Annotated in this window: 16 protein-coding genes; 8 read left to right on the top strand and 8 right to left on the bottom strand. The window is 68.9% G+C overall.

The annotated features are described in order from the left end of the window. Positions 1-272 precede the first annotated feature (272 nt). Together BFF94_RS26255 and BFF94_RS26260 are read right to left on the bottom strand one after the other, a co-directional pair. Positions 273-1,517, bottom strand: coding sequence for an NAD(P)/FAD-dependent oxidoreductase (locus tag BFF94_RS26255; protein WP_219140034.1), 1,245 nt, complete (start codon positions 1,515-1,517; stop codon positions 273-275). A 67-nt stretch (positions 1,518-1,584) separates the two neighbouring features. Then, positions 1,585-2,364, bottom strand: a complete 780-nt coding sequence (locus tag BFF94_RS26260; RefSeq protein ID WP_128848134.1) for an ABC transporter substrate-binding protein — start codon at positions 2,362-2,364, stop codon at positions 1,585-1,587. A 380-nt stretch (positions 2,365-2,744) separates the two neighbouring features. Between BFF94_RS26260 and BFF94_RS26265 the strand changes: the two genes are divergently transcribed. From BFF94_RS26265 to BFF94_RS26285, 5 genes are all read left to right on the top strand, one after another. Continuing rightward, positions 2,745-3,719: an ornithine cyclodeaminase family protein gene (locus BFF94_RS26265; RefSeq protein ID WP_219140035.1), complete on the top strand. Its 975-nt coding sequence runs from the start codon at positions 2,745-2,747 to the stop codon at positions 3,717-3,719. Further along, entirely contained in the window at positions 3,716-4,510 is a 795-nt protein-coding gene (locus tag BFF94_RS26270) for a helix-turn-helix transcriptional regulator (RefSeq protein ID WP_281426288.1), read from the top strand. The genes BFF94_RS26265 and BFF94_RS26270 overlap by 4 nt, the downstream gene beginning before the upstream one ends. A gap of 200 nt (positions 4,511-4,710) precedes the next feature. Beyond that, entirely contained in the window at positions 4,711-5,442 is a 732-nt protein-coding gene (locus tag BFF94_RS26275) for a DsbA family oxidoreductase (RefSeq protein WP_219140036.1), read from the top strand. A gap of 145 nt (positions 5,443-5,587) precedes the next feature. Next, the gene (locus BFF94_RS26280) at positions 5,588-7,027 is read left to right on the top strand and encodes a DHA2 family efflux MFS transporter permease subunit (RefSeq protein WP_219140037.1); all 1,440 of its coding nucleotides are present in this window, start codon (positions 5,588-5,590) and stop codon (positions 7,025-7,027) included. 305 nt (positions 7,028-7,332) lie between these two features. Next, positions 7,333-8,121 (top strand): sulfite exporter TauE/SafE family protein, encoded by a 789-nt coding sequence (locus BFF94_RS26285; protein ID WP_128842125.1) that lies wholly within the window; start codon positions 7,333-7,335, stop codon positions 8,119-8,121. 157 nt (positions 8,122-8,278) lie between these two features. On the opposite strand, the gene BFF94_RS26290 is transcribed toward BFF94_RS26285, so the two are convergent. The 3 genes from BFF94_RS26290 to BFF94_RS26300 form a co-directional block, all read right to left on the bottom strand. Beyond that, positions 8,279-10,114, bottom strand: coding sequence for a S10 family peptidase (locus tag BFF94_RS26290; RefSeq protein WP_219140038.1), 1,836 nt, complete (start codon positions 10,112-10,114; stop codon positions 8,279-8,281). A gap of 615 nt (positions 10,115-10,729) precedes the next feature. Beyond that, entirely contained in the window at positions 10,730-12,820 is a 2,091-nt protein-coding gene (locus tag BFF94_RS26295; RefSeq protein ID WP_219140039.1) for a D-(-)-3-hydroxybutyrate oligomer hydrolase, read from the bottom strand. A gap of 138 nt (positions 12,821-12,958) precedes the next feature. Continuing rightward, positions 12,959-13,324: a BON domain-containing protein gene (locus BFF94_RS26300; protein ID WP_128847374.1), complete on the bottom strand. Its 366-nt coding sequence runs from the start codon at positions 13,322-13,324 to the stop codon at positions 12,959-12,961. Between the two features lie 431 nt (positions 13,325-13,755). Between BFF94_RS26300 and BFF94_RS26305 the strand changes: the two genes are divergently transcribed. From BFF94_RS26305 to BFF94_RS26315, 3 genes are all read left to right on the top strand, one after another. After that, positions 13,756-15,201, top strand: a complete 1,446-nt coding sequence (locus BFF94_RS26305) for a TAXI family TRAP transporter solute-binding subunit (protein WP_219140040.1) — start codon at positions 13,756-13,758, stop codon at positions 15,199-15,201. Positions 15,202-15,295: 94 nt separating this feature from the next. Continuing rightward, complete coding sequence (locus tag BFF94_RS26310; protein ID WP_128850677.1) at positions 15,296-15,934, top strand: DsbA family protein; 639 nt, start codon at positions 15,296-15,298, stop codon at positions 15,932-15,934. A gap of 68 nt (positions 15,935-16,002) precedes the next feature. After that, positions 16,003-16,950, top strand: coding sequence for a LysR family transcriptional regulator (locus BFF94_RS26315; RefSeq protein WP_128850674.1), 948 nt, complete (start codon positions 16,003-16,005; stop codon positions 16,948-16,950). Positions 16,951-16,966: 16 nt separating this feature from the next. On the opposite strand, the gene BFF94_RS26320 is transcribed toward BFF94_RS26315, so the two are convergent. From BFF94_RS26320 to xdhB, 3 genes are all read right to left on the bottom strand, one after another. Continuing rightward, the gene (locus tag BFF94_RS26320; RefSeq protein WP_128850672.1) at positions 16,967-17,368 is read right to left on the bottom strand and encodes a polyketide cyclase; all 402 of its coding nucleotides are present in this window, start codon (positions 17,366-17,368) and stop codon (positions 16,967-16,969) included. An 88-nt stretch (positions 17,369-17,456) separates the two neighbouring features. After that, positions 17,457-18,074 (bottom strand): xanthine dehydrogenase accessory protein XdhC, encoded by a 618-nt coding sequence (gene xdhC, locus BFF94_RS26325; RefSeq protein WP_219140041.1) that lies wholly within the window; start codon positions 18,072-18,074, stop codon positions 17,457-17,459. Between the two features lie 132 nt (positions 18,075-18,206). Further along, entirely contained in the window at positions 18,207-20,570 is a 2,364-nt protein-coding gene (xdhB, locus tag BFF94_RS26330; RefSeq protein WP_219140042.1) for a xanthine dehydrogenase molybdopterin binding subunit, read from the bottom strand. Positions 20,571-20,582 lie beyond the last annotated feature (12 nt).

Raw genomic sequence — 20,582 nt, forward strand, 5'->3', positions numbered from 1 at the left:
ATGTAACGTAACGTTTGCGAGCCCCGTAGTAACGTGTTCCGGTACATTCCGCGTAACGCCGGAGCGCCTGGTCGCGACGGTGCCGCACATCGTCACGGCGGGCTGTCCATTGAGCATTTCAACAATATGAAAATGCATTGATAAATCTCGAATTTGCTGGTTTTCTTTATATCGCGATTTCTTTCTTGTCGATTACGCAGATCATTTCCGATTGCGTGGCTTCCGGTAATTCGAATAGCAGAATGAAAAACTGTGAAGGCCGCACCGCAGGTTCAGCCGAAGCGCGCGGGCCGGTACGGATGGGGATCGATATAGGTCGGCGCGCCCGTCATCATTTCGGCGAGCAGGCGCCCGGTCGCGGGGCCGAGCGTGAGCCCGTGGTGGCCATGGCCGAACGCGAACCACAGGTGGCGATGACGCGGCGCGGGCCCGATCACCGGGCGCATGTCGGGCGTGCACGGCCGCATCCCGAGCCACGGCTCGGGATCGAGCCGCTCGCCGATGCCGAACGCGTCGCGCGCCAGCGGCTCGGCGCGCGCGAGCTGCACGCCGGTCGGCGGCGCGCCGCGCAGCGCGATCTCGACGCCGGTCGTGAGCCGCAGGCGGCCGCCCTCCATCGGGGCGACGACGAAACCTTCCTCGGTATCGCACACGGGCACGTTCAGCGGCGTGCGCGTCGGCCGGTAGTGCATGTGATAGCCGCGCTTCGCACGCAGCGGAATCCGGTAGCCGAGCGGTCCGAACACGTGATCGGACCACGGCCCGAGCGCGACCACGGCCGAGCGTGCCGAAATCGGCCCGTGTTCGGACCCGACCCGCCAGCCGTCATCCACCTGCGCGAGCGTCGTCGCATCGCCGAGCGCGAACGTGCCGCCGTCGCGTTCGAACAGCCGCGCATACGACTTCGTCAGCCCGCCCGGGCTCGACACGGTCTTCGGGTCCCGCCAGTGGAATGCGCCGCAGAACGCGTCGCCGACGCCGGGCTCTCGCGAGCGCAGCGCATGCGCATCGAGCACGGTCATCCGCAGCCCGTGCGCGTCGGCCACGCGCTGCTGCGCGCGCGTTTGCGCATCGAACAGCGCGGGCGAACGGAATGCCTCGATCCACCCGCCGTCGTGTACGAGCGGCTGCGCATCGGTGCGCGCGAGCAGCGCGTCGTGCTCGACGACGCTAGCCGCGACGAGCGGCAGCAGGTCGTGCGCGGCGGCCACGAGCCGCTGCGGCGACGATTCGCGCCAGAAACGCGCGAGCCAGCCCGCATACGCGGGCAGCGCGCGATAGTCCCAGTAGAGATCGACCGAACGGTTGCGCGCATAGCGCAGCAGCGTGCCGAGCCTGCGCGGAAACGCATACGGCACGACCGACGAGCGCTCGATCAGCCCGGCATTGCCGTGGCTCGTTTCCTCGCCGGGCGCGCGCCGGTCGACGAGCGCGACACGCAGCCCGCGATCCTGCAAATGCAGCGCCGACGACACGCCGACGATGCCGGCCCCCAGAACGATGACGTCGAAATCCATGATTCCCCGTACTGCGTCGAGATTCGATGCGACACGCGCCGGCACCGCGGCCGGCGCACGGCCGTGCTTACTTCGCGACGATGTCGCGCTTGAAGTACTTCTGCGACAGCGCACCCAGCGTGCCGTCCTTCTTCAGCGCGTCGAGCGCGCCGACGATCTTCGCCTGCAGCGCCTTGTCGTTCTTGCGCATCCCGAAGCCCGTGCCTTCGCCGAGCGTCGCCGGATCCTTCAGCGGCTCGCCGACGATCTGGTAGTCGCGGCCGGCCGGCTTGTCGAGGAAACCGTCCTGCGCGGTCTGCGCTTCCTGCACGGCCGCATCGAGACGCCCCGCGACGAGATCGGCGTAGATCTGGTCCTGGTCCTGATACGACACGACGGCCACGCCCGCATCGGTCCAGTGCGCCTTCAGGAAATCCTTCTGCGACGAACCCTGCAGCACGCCGACGTGCTTGCCGCGCAGGCTAGCGACGTCGGGCCGCAGCGGCGAGCCGCGTTTGGCGACCATCACGATCGGCACCACGTAGATCGCCGGCGTGAAGTCGATGCTCTGCCGGCGCTTCGCGGTGATGTTCATCGCCGAGTTGATCGCGTCGAACTTGCGCGCCTGCAGCGCCGGAATCAGTCCGTCGAACGAATTCTCGACCCACACGCATTTCATGTTCAGCTTCGCGCACACCGCGTTGCCGATGTCGACGTCGAAACCCTGCAACTGGCCGGCCGGCGTCTTGCTCTCGAACGGCGGATAGGCGGCTTCGATCCCGAAGCGCAACGCGGCCTGTTCCGCATGGGCCGTGACGGCCGCGCACGCGAGCGCCGCAGCGGCGCAGAGGGAAAGCTTCCAGTTCATGACGGTCCTTCCGTGCTGGATTGAGGCGATGAAGATCGATCGCACGACGCCCTCGGCCGGGCGCCGGATCGGCATTCAACGCAGGCGGCCGCCGTATGGCGATGCGTCGTGTCCTGCATGCGCAATATAGACTTAAAGTCTACTATAGACTATAGGAGATATGAGAATCGCGCCCTGATTCGCCACGTCGAAATTCCGTCGACCATCAGAAATACCATTGATTTCATGGTGTTTTTTCTAAAACCCATGAAAACGAGAAGTCTCGAAAAGAAAAATCATCCAGATTTTTCTTCTCTATATTAGACTTTTTGTCCATCACGAACACCGCCGGACACCGTCTTTCGAGACTTTTCCGTCCGGCCCCGACCGGAGATGTCCCCATGACGCAAACCGCCCCGACCCTGCCGCTGACCGTCGACGAAGCCGCGGTGCGCGCGGCCCTGCCGTCGCTCGACGTGCTGGGCACGCTGCGCCGCATGTTCGCGTCGCTCGCCGCGGCACGCGCGGTGCAGCCGCCGCAGACCCTCACGCTGTTTCCCGACCAGGCCGGCGACTTCATCACGTATCTCGGCGCGCTCGCCGACGAGCAGGTGTTCGGCGCAAAGCTGTCGCCGTACCTCGTGACGGGCGGCAAACCCGGTGGCAAACCGATCGTCACCGCATGGACCGCGCTGATGTCGATGCGCACCGGCCAGCCGCTGATGTGGTGCGACGCGGGGCTGCTGACCGTCGAGCGCACGGCCGGCACAACGGCGCTCGCGGTCGACTGCCTCGCGCCGCGCAACGCGCGCCACCTGGCGATCGTCGGCGCGGGCGCGGCCGGCCGCGCGCACCTGCGGCACACGACGGCATTGCGCGACTGGGAGACGATCCGCATGTACTCGCCCGCGCTCGCCGGCGACGCGACGCTGCAGGCCACGCTCGCCGGGCTCGACCCGCGTGCGCGCGCGGCCGAGAGCGTCGAAGCCTGCGTGCGCGACGCGGACGTCGTGATGCTGTGCACGTCGTCGGGCACGCCCGTGCTCGGCGACGGGATGCTCACGCGCCCCGCGCTCGTCACGTCGATCAGCACGAACGTCGCGCGTGCGCATGAAATCCCGCCCGCGTGGCTGCCCGACATGGACGCGTACTGCGACTACCGGCACACGACGCCCGCGAGCGCCGGCGAGATGCAGATCGCGGCGGCAGAGCACGGCTGGGACGCCGGGCGGATCGTCGGCGACCTGCCCGCGCTCGTCGCCGGCACCTGCGCGGCGCCGTCGCGCACACGTCACGCGTTCTTCCGCTCGATCGGCCTCGGGCTCGAGGACATCGCGATCGCGCACGCGCTGTACACGCACCTGACGCACGCATGAGCAGCACGCGAGCGCGGGGCCGATACAATGGCGCAACCGCCGCGGCGGCCGCGCGCGGGCGCACGGGCATGCCGGCCACCGGCGCGCCGGCACGCCGGCCCGATGCGCCGCCCGGCCCCCGCCCACCCGAGATGGCGACACCGATGCGCAAGAAGAAATCCCCCGTCAAAGACCTGCTGCTCACCCGCTATGCGCCGATCGCCGACGGTATCGCCGCGCTGTTCTTCCCGTACGCGGAAGTCGTGATCCACGACCTGCACGACCAGACCCTGCTGTATCTCGCGAACAACCTGTCGAAGCGCGAGGTCGGCGACGATTCCGCGCTCGAGGAAATCGATCATTCCGCGCGCGAGCGCGTGATCGGCCCGTACGAGAAGCTGAACTGGGACGGCCGGCGGATGCGCTGCGTCAGCAACGTGCTGTTCGACGACGAAGGCCGTCCGGCCGGGATGATGTGCATCAACTTCAACATCGCGGTGTTCGACGAGGTGCGCGCGACGCTCGACCTGTTCATCAAGGGCGCGGGCGTCGTCGCGCAGCCCGACGAGCTGTTCCGCGACGACTGGCAGGAGCGCATCAACACGTTCCTGCACGGCTGGCTGCGCGAGCGGCAGGTCGGGCTGAACGGGCTCACGCGCGAGCACCGGCGCGAGCTCGTCGAAGCGCTGCATGCGGAGGGCGCGTTCCGCGGCAAGAGCGCGGCGAACTACGTCGCGAACGTGCTCGGGATGGGCCGCGCGACGGTCTACAAGCACCTCAAGCACCTGAAGGAAACGCAGGGCGACGCGTAAAGCGAACCGCCCCATCGGCCGGTTCGCCGGGGCGCGCGACGCCGGCCGGCACCGGCAATCGCTATCGGGACGCCGCTTCCGTGTCTATGCTTCGTGATGCGCCGCGCCCGGGCCCGTTCCAAAAGGGCCCCGGCCACGCCAAAGCGTCGAAACATAAAGTGATATAGTCTCGGTTACATTTTTTCCGCCCCGATCTGCCCATGACGACCGCTCCCGCCCCGACTGCCCGCCCGGCCCTGACCGTCGAAATCTGGTCCGACCTGATCTGCCCGTGGTGCTGGATCGGCAAGCGCCGCTTCGACGAGGCGCTCGCCGCGTTCGCGCACGCCGACCGCGTCGACGTCGCGCTGCGCGCGTACCGGCTGATGCCCGGCCAGCCCGTCGAACCGGTCGAGGCGATGCTCGCCGGCAAGTACCGGATGCCGCCCGCGCAGGTCGACCAGATGCTGCGCCAGGTGACCGATGCGGCCGCGAGCGTCGGGCTGCGCTACGACCTGCCCGGCACGCTCGTCGGCGACACGCTCGACGGCCACCGGCTCGTCAAGCTCGCGGAGACGACGGGCCGCGCGCACGCGCTGACCGAGCGGCTGTACCGCGCGTATTTCTGCGAGCACGGCTCGCTGTTCGATCATGCGGAGCTGACCGAATTCGCGGTCGAAGCCGGGCTTGAACGCTCGGCCGTCGAAGCCGTGCTGCGCAGCGACGCGTACCGCGACGAAGTCGAAGCCGACATCGCGCGCGCCGCGCAGATCGGCGGGCGCGGCGTGCCGCTGTTCGTGTTCGGCGGCCGCTACGCGGTGTCGGGCGCGCAGCCGGCCGACGCATTCGCGCAGGCGCTCGACCAGGCGTGGCGCGACGGCATCGTCGAACTCGACGGCGACGACGCGGCCGCATGCGGCCCCGACGGCTGCGAACTGCCGGCGCGCGCGTAACGCCCGTCGCACCCGCTGCACCCATCACGCGCGTCCGATCCGGACGCGCCGCTACGCATCGCTCCTGCCACAAACCGGCAGGAAGCCCGCGCCGATGACGCCTACAATGCATCCTTTCAAATAACGATCGGAAGGCTGCCGCCCAATGACTCACGGGATCCACGGCGAGAAGCGCTGGTACGCGCTGATCGTTCTCTGTCTCGGCGTGCTGATGATCGTGCTCGACAGCACGATCGTGAACGTGGCGCTGCCGTCGATCAGCACCGACCTCCATTTCACCGAAACGGCCCTCGTGTGGGTCGTCAACGCGTACCTGCTGACGTTCGGCGGCTGCCTGCTGCTCGGCGGCCGGCTGGGCGACCTGTACGGCCAGCGGCGCATGTTCCTCGCCGGCCTCGTCGTGTTCACGCTCGCGTCGCTCGCGTGCGGCCTCGCGCAATCGCAGGCGATGCTGATCGCCGCGCGCGCGGTTCAGGGGCTCGGCGGCGCGGTCGTGTCGGCCGTCGCGCTGTCGCTGATCATGAATCTCTTCACCGAGCCCGGCGAACGTGCACGCGCGATGGGCGTCTACGGTTTCGTCTGCGCGGGCGGCGGCAGCATCGGCGTGCTGCTCGGCGGGCTGCTGACGAGTTCGCTGTCGTGGCACTGGATCTTCCTCGTCAACCTGCCGATCGGCATCGCGGTCTATGCGATGTGCGTCGCGCTGCTGCCGCGCATGCGCGCGCCGGCCGGCGCCGCGCGGCTCGACGTCGCGGGCGCGATCACCGTGACCGCGTCGCTGATGCTGGCCGTCTACGGGATCGTCGGCGGCAACGAAGCCGGCTGGCTGTCGACGCAAACCGTCGCGCTGATCGGCGCCGCCGTCGTGCTGCTCGCGCTGTTCATCGCGATCGAGTCGCGCGCCGCGCATCCGCTGATGCCGCTCACGCTGTTCGCCGCACGCAACGTCGCGCTCGCGAACGTGATCGCCGTGCTGTGGGCGGCCGCGATGTTCGCGTGGTTCTTCCTGTCCGCGCTGTACATGCAGCGCGTGCTCGGCTACGCACCGCTGCAGGTCGGCCTCGCGTTCCTGCCGGCGAACCTGATCATGGCCGCGTTCTCGCTCGGGCTGTCGGCGCGCATCGTGATGCGCTTCGGGATCCGCGGCCCGATCGCGGCCGGCCTGCTGATCGCGGCCTGCGGCCTCGCGCTGTTCTCGCGCGCGCCGGTCGACGGCGGCTTCGTGTGGCACGTGCTGCCCGGCATGACGCTGCTCGGCATCGGCGCGGGCGTCGCGTTCAACCCGGTGCTGCTCGCCGCGATGAGCGACGTCGACCCGGCCGATTCCGGGCTCGCGTCGGGGATCGTCAACACCGCGTTCATGATGGGCGGCGCGCTCGGCCTCGCCGTGCTCGCAAGCCTCGCGGCCGCCCGCACCGACGCGCTCGCGGCCGCGCAGGCCGCACCGCTCGACGCACTGAACGGCGGCTACCACGCGGCGTTCGCATCCGGCGCGGCATTCGCGGCCGCGGCCGCGCTGATCGGCCTCGCGCTGCGCATCCGGCGGCAGGCCGCCGCCGAAGGTGTCGGCCCCGCGATGCACTGACCGTCGACAAGCGGAGCCGGCAACCGGCATCGAACCAGGGCGCGCACATCGCGCCCTTTTTTTTGCGTGCCGGACACGGCGTGCGTTCCCGCTTCGCCGTGCCTGTCAGGCCGATAACCGTGATCGGCCCCGCCACCGCGCCCCGCCCCTGCTCAAACGCCTGTTTCGCCCCTGTCCGGCCGCCCGCCGCGCGCGCCTTCCCGGTCGATTTTTAACGCAGTCGTACATCGACCCGCCAGTTTTGCGACAATGGCGGACTTTGACCCACGCGCCGCCGCCGAACGCCGCATAACCGCCTGCTTCCGATGTCGCTTCCCCATATCGATCTGCTGTACTCCTTGTCCGGCCTGTTCGTCGGCATCCTCGTCGGCCTGACGGGTGTCGGCGGCGGTTCGTTGATGACGCCGATCCTCGTGCTGCTGTTCGGCGTCCACCCCGCGACGGCGGTCGGCACCGACCTGCTGTACGCGGCCGCGACCAAGGCCACCGGCACCTTCGTCCACGGGCTGAAGGGTTCGATCGACTGGCGCATCACGGGCCGGCTCGCGGCAGGCAGCGTCCCGGCCGCGGCGCTCACGCTGTGGTGGCTGCACACGCACGGGATGAACGCGCCGGGCACCGCGCGGATGATCCAGCTCGTGCTCGGCGTCGCGCTGCTGCTCACGTCGCTCGCGCTGATCTTCCGGCCGCAGCTCACCGCGTTCGCCGCGCGCAACCCGCTCGTGCCGAGCCCCGCGCGCACGCTGTGGTCGACCGTTCTGACGGGCGCCGTGCTCGGTGTGCTCGTGTCGATGACGTCGGTCGGCGCCGGCGCGATCGGCGTGACCGTGCTCCTGCTGCTGTACCCGGCGCTCGCGACGACCCGCATCGTCGGTTCCGACATCGCGCACGCGGTGCCGCTCACGCTCGTCGCGGGCATGGGTCACTGGCTGCTCGGCTCGGTCGACTGGTCGATGCTGCTGTCGCTGCTGATCGGCTCGCTGCCCGGCATCGTGCTCGGCAGCCTGCTGTCGGCGCGCGCGCCCGAGCGGCTGCTGCGCAACCTGCTCGCCGCGACGCTCGTCGCGGTCGGCGTGCGGCTCGTGCTCGCGTAAGCAGGCCCGGCCCCGCCCTTTTTTCCGCGGCTACGCACTTTCCCGGCCGGCGCATGACGCGCCCCGCCATCGCCCGCTGCCCAAGAAAAACAGCCCGACCGGCCTGCGCCGATCGGGCTGTCGTCCATCCGGGGCGGCGCAAGCCGCCCGCGACGCTTTACTGCCCCTGCTGCTGCAGTTTCTGCTGCTTGAGCTGCTGCGTGCGCGCCTGCATCTTCAGCACGCGCTGCAGCGCGGTACGGTTCGCGAGGATGCCGTCGTAGAAGTTGGCGAGATCGCCCTTCAGCGCGGTCCGCGACGCGTCGTTCAGGTAGATCATGTGGCCCGACGGGTAGTTCTTGATCGTCAGGTTCTGCGCCTTGAGCGTCGGGTCGAGTGGCATCTGCGCGAGCGTCAGCTCCGTCTGGTGGAACGGCGTGACGGCGTCGAAATAGCCGTTCGCCGACAGCACCTTCAGGTCCGGGTTCACGCTCATCGTCGACGCCAGGTCGCCGGCCGTGTACAGCGTATTGCCGCCGCCCTTGTTCGCGCCGGTCGGATCCGTGTGGCTGAAGTCCCAGTTGTTGAAGACCTGGTCGTTCAGGTCCACGAACGACGACGTCGACGTGTACTTGAGGTCGGTGTTGATGTAGCTGTTCCACAGCACCGTGTACGCGCCGCCGACGTTCGTGATCGACGGATCGTTGCTGCCCGAGTTCGGCAGGATGTACGGCGCGATGCCCTTGCCCGTGAAGTTCGCGCGACCGTCGTACTGGCCGATCTGCGTGCCCGGCACGAGCGTCAGGAAGAACGTGTACGGCGGGTTGTCGTTCGACGACGGCACGTTGCCGAGCGCGGCCGGGTTGCCGAAGGTCTGGATCAGTGACGTCGGGTCCGTGCCGATGTACGAACCCATCTGCTGCGCGGTCTGCAGGTTCAGGTTCAGCCGCACGTTCACGAAGCCGCCGTCCTGCGGGTTCGGCTTCTGCGCGAGCGGCGCGAGCGTGTTGTCCGCGTAGTTGCGGGCCTGGACCATATACGCGTCGAGATCGGTCGGCGTCGGGTTGAGCGTCGTCTTCTTCCAGTAGAACGCATCGGCCGCGAGCGTCGGGAACGTGCCCGGCGCGGACAGCGCGTTCGCGTAGTCGAGGATCGACGACTGCAGCGTGATCCCGTTCAGGTCGATGCCGTCCTCATGCAGCACCCACGACACGACCGCGCTGCGGGCGGTGCCGTACGACTCGCCGTACAGGAACTTCGGCGAATTCCAGCGCGAGTACTTGGTGAGGTAGCGCTGGATGAAGCGGTCGATCGAGCGCGCGTCCTGGTCGGTGCCCCAGAAATCCTTGTTCTTCGCCGGGGCGATCGCCGCCGAATAACCGGTGCCGACCGGGTTGATGAACACGACGTCGGTGCGGTCGAGCAGGCTGTCCGGGTTGTCGAGCAGCTTGTACGGCGCGGGCGGCGTGAAGTTCGGGAACGACGACTGCAGCCGCTTCGGCCCGTACGAGCCGAGCAGCAGGTAGACCGACGACGAACCGGGGCCGCCGTTGTAGAAGAACGTGACCGGGCGCGGCTTCGACGGATCGGGATTGTCCTGCGTGTACGCGACATAGAACATCTTCGCGTTCGGTGCCGACGTGACCGGATCGATCGTCGTCAGGTGGCCGGTGGTGGCCGTGTACTTGATCGTCTTGCCGCCGATCGTGACCTGGCGGTGCACGACCGCGGCGCCTTCCGTCGAATCCGTGACCGCGTCGTTCGGCCCGGTGCCGTACACGTCGGTGTCGACGTACGGCTGGTCGGCCTCGGCGGCCGTTGCACTGGTGCTGGCCGACGTGCTGCCGCCGGCCGTCGTCGCGGCCGCGGCGGCGGCCGAAGCGGACGGGCTCGGCCCGTCGTCGCCGCCGCACCCCGTGACGAGCAGCGCCGCGGCCGCTGCTGCGGCGAGCGGCACGCTCAGTGTCGTTCCGAATAGCGCGAAACCGTCTTTCAAGGACTTCCGTGTCGTCATTATTGCCTCTCGAACAGAACGATAAATACCGCCGGCCGCAAAGGATCATTTGCGCCGGCGCTCCGCACCGGGAATGCATTCGTTATGCGACGCACTCCGAGTTTTTTACCGGATCGGCGAATACCGACCGGCATGATTTACCCCACCCGTAATTTATTGCGACTGCACAATGGAATCAATTCCATTGCAAACGACAATTCCATAATCCGCAGCAATACCAATTCATTCCGCGAATTTGCACACGCACAAAATCGACGGCAAAAGCATGCCCCGCAAAGGCCGCCCGACAAGGCGCCCTCGCTTCGAACAGACGAACAATCCCTGCCGGCGAGATGCCGATTAATCGCGAAACGGCGACCAATCGCAGCTCGAGCCGATTTAATAAAATCGAAAGGATCGATTAACTAAAAGGAAAGGAATATTCTCGTATCTGGAATTTATTAAATTAAGTGAAAATACCGGCGCATATTAGGTTCCAGATTTACCGCCGTAAAGTAATAATTTGTTACGGCGCTCGCCATTCGGATAAAAGGCGGCACGGGACCGATTCCATGCGACAAAAAGAAAAAAGCCGGACGGCTGTCCGGCTTCATCGGGGCGGCGCGGCTGGCGCCGTCAGAGCGGCACGTCGATCGCGCCGGCGCCGGCCGTGATCGCATTCGCACCCGGCGCGGCCGAGATCGGCGGCAGGTTCGCGCTCGTCAGCGCAGGCGCGGCGCCCGGCGAGCCGCCGCGCGGCACCGTGCGGATCACCTGCGACGGCGGCAGCGGCGCGCCGTTCTTCAGGTGCTGCCACATCAGGTTCAGCGCCTGCAGGTTGTAGTAGTGGACCGGCACGAAACGCGTGTCGAAGCCCGGGACCGGCAGGAACGCGTCGAAGTGCTGGCCGTTCGTCACCTCGTAGAACACGAGCCGGCTGCGCCCGCCTTCGCTGATGCCGTTCTGCGCGACGTACGCGCGCGACGCGTGGTTCACCGGCACGAGCGCGTCGCTGCGGCCCTGCACGATGATCGCCGGCTTGCCTTGCAGGTTCGCGTTCACGCGCACCGCGTCGACGTTCGCGGGCATCCCGAGCATCCCGTTGGTCCACAGCTGGCGCAGGCACAGCGCGCCCGCGAAGCTCGCATCGGGCGTCGCGAGCCGGTGGTCGACGCCCCCACCCGTGTTGAACACGAGGTTGATGCCGGCCGTCGGCGGCACGCCGTTGCCGATGCCGAACACGGCCGGCATCGGCGACGTGGCGGGCGACGCGACCGCGCCCGTCGCCGGGTTCGTCGTCGCGAAGCTGAAATTGCACAGGTTGTCGGTGACGCGTGAGCGCGTGTACGCGTTCGCATAGGTGACCGCGATCGCCGGAATCGCCTGCGAATCCCACATCGGCGCCTGCAGCAGGTCGGAATCGGCGAGGTAGCCGGCCGCATGGAGCTGCGCGAGCGCGTCGGCGGCCTGGCTCTGCGTGTCGGCGCCCGACACGAGCCCGGCCGCGGCGAGCGTCGCGCAGCGCTGCGTGCGGATCGATTGCGTGGTCGCGGCCGGTAGCGCGCTCAGGTACGGCGCACCGGCGAGCGACGCCGACGCGGCCGCGCACGGCTGCAACAGGTTCGCGAGCGTCGCGTAGTCGGCCAGCGGCCGGCCGAACGACGGCACGGGCTGGCCGCCCGAGCGCACGACCGCGGTCGGCGCCATCCGCACGTTGATCTGCGGTTCGCCGACCACGACCGCGGTGATCCAGCCGCGGCTGTCCTGCTCGGCGGCCGCGAGCGACGCGCCGCCGCCGTTGCTGACGGACGCGGCGATCGTCGTGATGTCGCCCGCGCGATAGCGCACGCCGTGATGCGAGCCGTCGATCAGCGGTCCGAACTGCTCGTTGAGCGCCCAGTACGCGAACTCGACCGCCTGCAGCGTCACGCGCCCCCAGTCCTGCTCGGGATTCTGCTGCGAATGCGCGTGCTTGAACGCATAGCGGTTCGGGAAGCGGTTGTTGAACGCGGCGAGGTCGCCGCTCGTCACGTTCGCGGTGAACAGGCTCGCGGTGCCGGCCAGCACCGCGTTGGCGAGCGTGCCGTCGATCAGCGTGACGGTATCGGAACCGAGCTCGTGCGCGCCGTTGCCGCCGCCCTTGTCGTTGTAGGCGACCGCGCAGCCGCGCTTGAGCGCCCACTCGCCGGCCGCGGAGATCGCGCCGTACACGCCGCGCGAGCCCGACGACGTCGCGGTGACGATGCACGGCTGCGCGGGATCGAAGCGGGCAGGCACCTGCACGAGCAGCGTCACGTTCTTGCTGCCGCTGCCGTCGTCGGAGTACGCGAGATATTCGGTGCCGGGGATCTTGCCTTCGCCGAGCGTGTCGTTGCCGTCGAGGTCGACGTTCGGCCCCCAGAAGCGGCCGTAGCCGCCGTTCGTGCTCATGTCGACGATCGCGCGGTAGTTCGACCAGATCGCGAGGCGGCGCAGCTCGGCGCTCGTCGGCCGCGCGGAATTCGCGAAGGCGGGGGCGGTCGCCGCCGCAAGCCCCGTCTTGCCGAGGCCGGCCGTCAGCAGATCGTCGCTCGCGCCGTCGTAGGCCGTCGTGCGCACGCTGCCGGAGACGAAACCGGGCAACCGGTTCCGCTCGCCCGAATCGTCGCCGTTGCAGGCGCCGAGCGTCGCGACCGCGGCCAGCGCCGCGCCGAAAACCATCCGCCTGCCCCACCCGAGCCTCGCCATCGCCGCCCTCTCGATATCGTTATCGGTCCGCCGCCGCGTCGCGCGCGGCTTGCAGCCCCTGAAGCGCAAACGGGCCCCGGCATGCCGGGGCCCGTCTGAAAACGGGCGCTCGCGGCGCTTACGCGCCGCCGCCCGGCATCACTGCTGCTGAACCGTCAGCTTGTTCATGACCGACGTCACGCCCTTCACGTCCTTGGCCGCGGCTTCGGCCTTGTCGATCTGGTCCTGGTCCGGCATCGTGCCTTCCAGCGTGATCGCGCCGCCCTTCGAGCGCACGACGAGGTTCGACACGTTCACACCGCTTTCCTTCGAAATCGCCTTGCGCACCGCGTAGCCCAGCTTGCGGTTCGCCTTCTTCGCGGTTTTCGCGGCGGCCTTCGGCGCGCTCGTCGCGGCCGCCGGCGCTTCCATTGCCGCCGTATCGCTCGACTGCGCATACACGCTGCCCGACAGACAGGCCGCCACTGCGGCGACGCCCAACGCTCTCAACACGATCGACTTCATGCTATCTCCTTGTCACTCCGGAACGGCCGTGCACAGTACGGCCGAATACCCCCAAAAACAGCCGGCCCGCGCGCGAACGGGCGGGACAGCCGGTGTTTTCCACGGCGATGCAAGAGAGGCGAGACGGGCCGGCAGCCGGCGCGCGCGATAGCGGGCCGGCCGGGCCGGACAGCCGCCGGCCGGACGCGCCCGGTCTCATTACGTGCCGGGTCGCGCGCGAATCGGGCGCGGCTGCGTCGCACAATGTAATCCAGCGCCCGCGGAATCGCAAAGCTTTTGACGCGCCACCGCCCGCCGCTGTCGCCGCGCAGCCGCGCCGCGGCTGCCCGACTCGCGCATGCGCGGCGAAACCGGGTACCATCGCCGCGAGAATCCGCATCGTCCGCGACGACCGTCATCGATACGTCACGCCAGCGTCATCCGCCGACCCCATGAAGCCTGCCCGCCCTCGCCCGCCTCGCCGCATCCTCGCCCGCTTCGTCGCGGTGTCGTGGCGCGACCTCGCGCTGTCGATCGGCCCCACCGTGCTGCTCGCCGCCGCGGCCGTCTGGCTCGCGGTCAGGCTGATCCAGCCGGCGCCGCCGTCCACGCTCGTGATCTCGTCCGGGCCGCCCGGCAGCACGTACTGGAACGCCGCGCAGAAATACAAGACGATCCTCGCGAAGAACGGCGTCACGCTCGACGTCCAATCGTCAGAAGGGTCCGCCCAGAACCTCGCGCGGCTGTCGAACCCGGACGCGCCGGTCGACGTCGGCTTCGTGCAGAGCGGCATCGGCCCGAAGGAGCGCGACGAACACCTCGTGTCGCTCGGCAGCATCGGCTACGTGCCGCTCGCGATCATGTACCGCGGCCCGGTCGTCGCGCGCCTGTCCGACTTCAAGGGCAAGCGGCTCGCGCTCGGCGCGGAAGGCAGCGGCGCGCGCGAACTGAGCCTCGCGCTGCTGAAGATGAACGGCATCGTGCCGGGCGGCTCGACCGAGCTGCTGCCGACCGCCGGCGAGGACGCGGCGACCGCGCTGCTCGATGGCAAGATCGACGCGGCGTTCCTGTCCGGCGACTCGACGCAGATCCCGGTGATGGCGAAACTGTTCCGCGCGCCGGGCGTGCACGTGTATTCGTTCACGCAGGCCGAAGCGTACGCGCGGCGCTTTCCGTACCTGACCGCGATCACGCTGCCGATGGGCGTCTACGATCTCGGCCACAACCTGCCGCCCGCCGACATCCACACGGTCGCGCCGACGATCGAGCTGGTCGCGCGCGACTCGCTGCATCCGGCGCTGTCCGACCTGCTGATCGAGGCCGCGCGCGAGGTGCACGGCCATGCGACGATCCTGCAGCACGCGGGCGAATTCCCGTCGCCCGTCACGCGCGGTTTCCAGTTGTCCGACGACGCCGCGCGCTACTACAAGTCGGGCAAGACCTTCCTGTACCGGCGGCTGCCGTTCTGGGTCGCAAGCCTCGTCGACCGGCTGCTCGTCGTGGTCGTGCCGCTGATCGTCGTGCTGATCCCCGGGCTGCGGCTCGTGCCGTCGCTGTATGGCTGGCGCGTGCGCTCGCGCATCTACCGCTGGTATGGCGCGCTGATCGCGCTCGAGCGCCGCGCGCTCGGCGAGCACACGGCCGAGGAGCGCGTCCAGTTGCTCGACGAGCTCGACGACATCGAGGAAGCCGTGAACCGGATGAAGATGCCGCTGGCCTACGCCGGGCAGTTCTACGTGCTGCGCGAGCACATCGGCTTCGTGCGCGAACGGCTCACCGCGCACGACCAGGGCACGCCGGCGGTCACGCCAGGCGCCGGCGGCCCGCCGCAGGCGCGCGCCGGCTCGGCATCGCCGCCGGCCGGCGATCCCCCCCGGGCGACTCCCGGTTCCGCGTGAGCGGACGATCCGCGATCATTGCTGCACGCGCGCGCCGCCGCGTAACATGGAGGCCGCCGCGAGGCGCCGCACGCCCCACCCTCTGGAGATCGCCATGACAACCGGCCTCGATACCGCCCAGCCCGCCTGGTTCTTCGACTTCGTGTCGCCGTTCTCCTATCTGCTGCTCGAACAGCATGACAAATGGCCGAACGTGCCGTTCGAACCCGTCGCCGTGTCGCTCATCGACCTGCAGCGCCACTGGGGTCAACGCCCGAGCGCCGACGTGCCGGCCAAGCGCGTGTTCACGTACCGTCACGCGCTGTTTCGCGCGGAACAGCTCGGCATCCGCTTCAAGATGCCGCCCGCGCACCCGTTCGATTCCGACAAGGTGCTGCGCCTCGCGATCGCGCTGCGCGCCGATATCGCGACGGTGCTGGAAATATTCCGCTTCATCTGGCGCGACGGCAACGATCCGTCGACGCCGGAAGGTTTCGCCGCGCTGTGCGAGCACGTCGGCGTCGGCCACGGCGACGCGCTGATCGAATTCGAGGAGACCACCGCTCAACTGGCCCGCAACAACGCCGACGCGATCGCGCTCGGCGTGTTCGGCGTGCCGACGTTCTGGATGAACCAGCAGCTTTTCTGGGGCGAGGACGCGCTGCCGATGGTGCTGTACTGCGCGCGCACGCCGAACTGGCTCGAATCGCGCGAGGTCAAGCGGATCAGCACGCTGCCGAAGGGCCGTGCGTGATGGCCGGTATCACGCACGGCAACACGCGGCTGCGGTAAGGTTACGCTTCCCCCGAATCACCCGCACCGATGGAAGACGACGACCGTACCGCCTCGCTCGACATCTGGCTCGTGCGCGTATTGCGCACGCTGCTGCTCGAGCGCAGCGTCACGCAGGCCGCGCTGCGGCTGAACCAGACCCAGCCCGCGATCAGCACCGCGCTGCGCAAGCTGCGCGAGACGCTGAACGACCCGATTCTCGTGCGCGGCAAATCCGGGATGGTGCCGACCGAATACGGCGCGTCGCTGCTCGAAGCCGCGGCGCGCGCGCTGCGCGAGGTCGACTTCATCGCGACGCCGCACGGCGACTTCGATCCGTCGTCCGCGCGGCGCACGTTCCGCGTCGCCGCACCCGACTACCTGAACGATTTCTTCATGCCGACGCTGATCGAGCGCTTTCGCGACGCGGCGCCGCATGCGCACCTGGAAATCGACTCGCTGAATCCCGCGCTCGACCACGCGGGCGCGCTCGAATCGGGCGCGCTCGATCTCGTGATCGGCAACTGGCCGAAGCCCGACCCGCAGTTCGCGCGCCAGGACCTGTTCTCCGACACGATCGTGTGCCTGATGCGCGATGCGCACCCGCTCGCGCGCGTGCCGCTCACGCGTGAAGCGTATGCGGCGGCCGCGCACGTCGCGCCGACGCCGTACACCGGCGACAAGCGCAACGCGATCGAGATCGGCCTCGCGCGTGCGCGCCTCACGCGGCGCATCGTGACGACGCTGCCGTACTTCGGAATCGTGCCGCAAGTGCTGCTGCAGTCGGACCTGATCTTCACGACGACGCGCCGCTTCGCGACGCACTATGCGCAGTTGCTGCCGCTCGTCGTCGTCACGCCACCCGTGCCGTTCCCGCGCATCAAGAGCTACCTGCTCACGCATCCGCAGCCCGACCGCCCGACCGACATCGCGTGGCTGTGCGCGCTGATGCAGAGCGTGTCCGACGAGCTGACGGTCACCCGCGGCCGCAAGCGCTGAAATGCGGCGCGGCCGCTCAGGCCGTGCAGAACGTTTCCTGCAGATGGGTCCAGCGCACGACGCCCGCCGCGTCGCGTGCGAACACGGCGGTCGCGCGACGCGCGGGCAGCTCGCCCGAGGCCGCATGCTGCGCTTCCAAATAGGTGATCACCGCATGCGATGCGTCGGCCGCGAGCACGCGGATTTCCGACAGCGTGATGCGCAGCCCCGGCTTCGCGCCGGCGAGCTTCGCGAACAGCGCGCGCGTGCCGTCATGGTCGACCACGCGGCCATCGGTCAGGATCATCGTGAAATCGGCGGAGAACGGCGCGAGCAGCGCATCGAGCGCCGCGGGCGCGGTATCGACGCCGGACAGCCAGCGCTCGATGGCGACGAGGCTCGCATCGAGCGTGTCGAGATAGATCGGGTGATCGGACATGGTACGTGCGCGGTAAGGCGCGGCCCGATGCCGCGCGTCGCCGTGCAGTGTATGCAAAAACGCGCGGTCGTGCGCCGGCCGCGCCGCGTTACCGCGCGCAGGACACGTCGTCGCGCGCACGCCCCGACGCGGCGGCCTTCGCGTCGGCCACCGGCATGCCCGAGCGCGCCTGCAGCAGCTCCGCGCACACGGCCACCGCGATCGCGCCCGGCGCCTTGTCGACGATGCCCGCGACGCCGATCGGGCACACCATCTCCACGAGCCGGGCCGGATCGACGCCGCGCGCGGCGAGCCGGCGCTCGAACTTCACGCGCTTGGTGCGCGAGCCGATCATCCCGAAGTACGCGTAGTCGCGCCGCCGCATGATCTGCTCGGCGAGCGAGAAGTCGAGCGCATGGTTGTGCGTCATCACGAGGAAGTACGCGCCGGGCGGCGCGGCATCGACGACGGCCTCCGGCGTGTCGGTCGGCTCCGGCTGCACGTTCGGCGGGCATTCGTCCGGGAACAGCTCGTCGCGCGTGTCGACCCACTGCACGACGCACGGCAGCGCGCCGAGCAGCGTGACGAGCGCGTGACCGACATGCCCGGCGCCGAACAGCACGATGTGCATCGGCGCCGGCGCGCCGCTCGCGCGGTTGCGCTGGCCGGTGCCCTGCGCGAATGCCGGGTTCGGCGCGACGCGATGCGAGCGTGGGGGCTCGTTCATATCAGCCTCCGCCGGGCCGCCCCAAAGAGGCTGACCGCCCCCGCGGGGGGAGCCGTGCATGGGACCGGAGTAAGCGCTGAAGCGCCAACTCCGGTCGACAGCGAACGACGTGAGCGTGGGGGTCGTTTCATGTCAGCCTGCCTTCACTGCGCGCGCCGCGCGCACCGCATTCACCGCGCGCAGGATCGACTCGCCGGTGGCCGGCGCGTCGAGCGGCGGGTTCACCTGGTAATCGCCGACCGCCGCGACCGCATCGCGCACCGCGAAGAACACCGAGAACGGCAGCAGCAGCGGCGGTTCGCCGACGGCCTTCGACCGGTGGATGCTGTCCTCGACGTTGCGGTTCTGGAACAGCCGCACGTTGAATTCGGGCGGCGTGTCGTTCACGGTCGGGATCTTGTACGTGGACGGCGCATGCGTCATCAGCTTGCCGCCCTTGTTCCACCACAGCTCCTCGGTCGTCAACCAGCCCATCCCCTGGATGAACGCACCTTCGACCTGGCCGATGTCGATCGCCGGGTTCAGCGACGCGCCCACGTCGTGCAGCGCATCGACGCGCAACGTGCGCATCTCGCCCGTCAGCGTGTCGATCACGACTTCCGACACGGCCGCGCCGTACGAGTAGTAGTAGAACGGCCGGCCCTGCAGCTTCGACTGGTCCCAGTACAGCTTCGGCGTCGCGTAGAAACCGTCGGACCACAACTGCACGCGCGCGAGGTACGCCTTCGCGATCACTTCGCCGAACGGCACGCCGTTGCCGCCGACCCACACGAAGTCGTTGCCGAACTTCACGTCGGCCGCATCGACCTTGCCGTCGCCGAACTGCTTCGCCGCGAACGCCGCGAGCCGCTCGCGCAACTGGCGCGCCGCATCCTGTGCGGCCTTGCCGTTCAGGTCCGAGCCCGTCGACGCAGCCGTCGCGGACGTGTTCGCGACCTTGCTCGTGTCGGTCGCCGTCACGCGGATCCGGCCGAAGCGGATGCCGAGCTCGTGCGCGACGACCTGCGCGACCTTCGTGTTGAGCCCCTGCCCCATCTCCGTGCCGCCGTGGTTCACGAGCACCGAGCCGTCGGTATAGATGTGCACCAGCGCGCCGGCCTGGTTGAAGTGCGTGACGTTGAACGCGATCCCGAATTTCACCGGCGTGAGCGCGATGCCCTTCTTCAGCACCGTGTTGCGCGCGTTGAATTCGCGCACGCCCGCGCGCCGCGCGCGGTAGTCGCTCGTCGTCTCGAGTTCGCCGAGCAGCTCCTGCAGCACGTTGTCCTCGACCGTCTGCCCGTACGGCGTCACGTTGCGTTCGGTCTTGCCGTACAGGTTCGCATAGCGGACGTCGAGCGGATCGCGGTCGAGCGAGCGCGCGATGTCGTCGAGGATGTACTCGATCGCGAACGCACCCTGCGGGCCGCCGAAGCCGCGGAACGCGGTGTTCGACTGCGTGTTGGTCTTGCCGCAGTAGCCGGCGATGGCGACGTCGCCCAGCCAGTACGCGTTGTCGAAGTGGCACACCGCGCGCGTCATCACCGGGCCCGACAGGTCGGCCGAGAAGCCGCAGCGCGACGTCATGTCGAGCGCCACGCCGTCGAGGCGGCCGTCGTCGTCGTAGCCGACGTCGAAGCGGTAATGGAAGTCGTGCCGCTTGCCGGTGATCATCATGTCGTCGTCGCGATCCGGACGCAGCTTCACCGGGCACAGCAGCTTCCACGCGGCGAGCGCCGCGCAGCACGCGAACAGGCCCGACTGCGATTCCTTGCCGCCGAACCCGCCGCCCATCCGGCGGCATTCGACGAGCACGTTGTGCGACGCGACGCCGAGCACGTGCGCGACGAGGTGCTGCATCTCGCTCGGGTGCTGCGTCGAGCAGTACACGTGCATCCCGTCGTCGTCCTTCGGCACCGCGTAGGCGATCTGCCCTTCCAGGTAGAACTGCTCCTGGCCGCCGAGCAGCATTTCGCCCGACTCGCGGTGCGGCGCGGCGGCGAGCCGCGCGGCCGCGTCGCCGCGCGCAAGCTTCAGCGGCGGGATCACGTAGGTTTCGGCCGCGCGCGCTTCCTGCGCGGTCAGGATCGCGGGCAGCTCCTCGTAGTCGACCTGCGCGCGGCGCGCGGCGAGCCGCGCGGTTTCATGCGACGTTGCGACGACGATAAACATCGGCTGGCCGACGAACTGCACGATGCCTTTGGCGAGCACCGGATCGTCGTGGATGATCGGGCCGCAATCGTTGACGCCCGGGATGTCGTCGGCCGTGAACACGGCGACCACGCCCGGCGTCGCGCGCACCGCGTCGAAGTTCATCGACAGGATCTTCGCGTGCGGCTTCGCCGACAACCCGAGCGCCGCGTGCAGCGTGCCCGCGACGATCGGGATGTCGTCGGTGTAGGTGGCACGCCCGCTCACGTGCAGGTGCGCGGATTCGTGCGCGCGCGACACGTGCACCTGCGCGGCGTCGGCTTGCGGGTCGAGGGTACTCAGGAACGGTTCTGCTTGCTGGTTCATGTTCGTTGTTCT

This window comes from Burkholderia catarinensis (genome assembly GCF_001883705.2).
GTDB classification, from domain to species: domain Bacteria; phylum Pseudomonadota; class Gammaproteobacteria; order Burkholderiales; family Burkholderiaceae; genus Burkholderia; species Burkholderia catarinensis.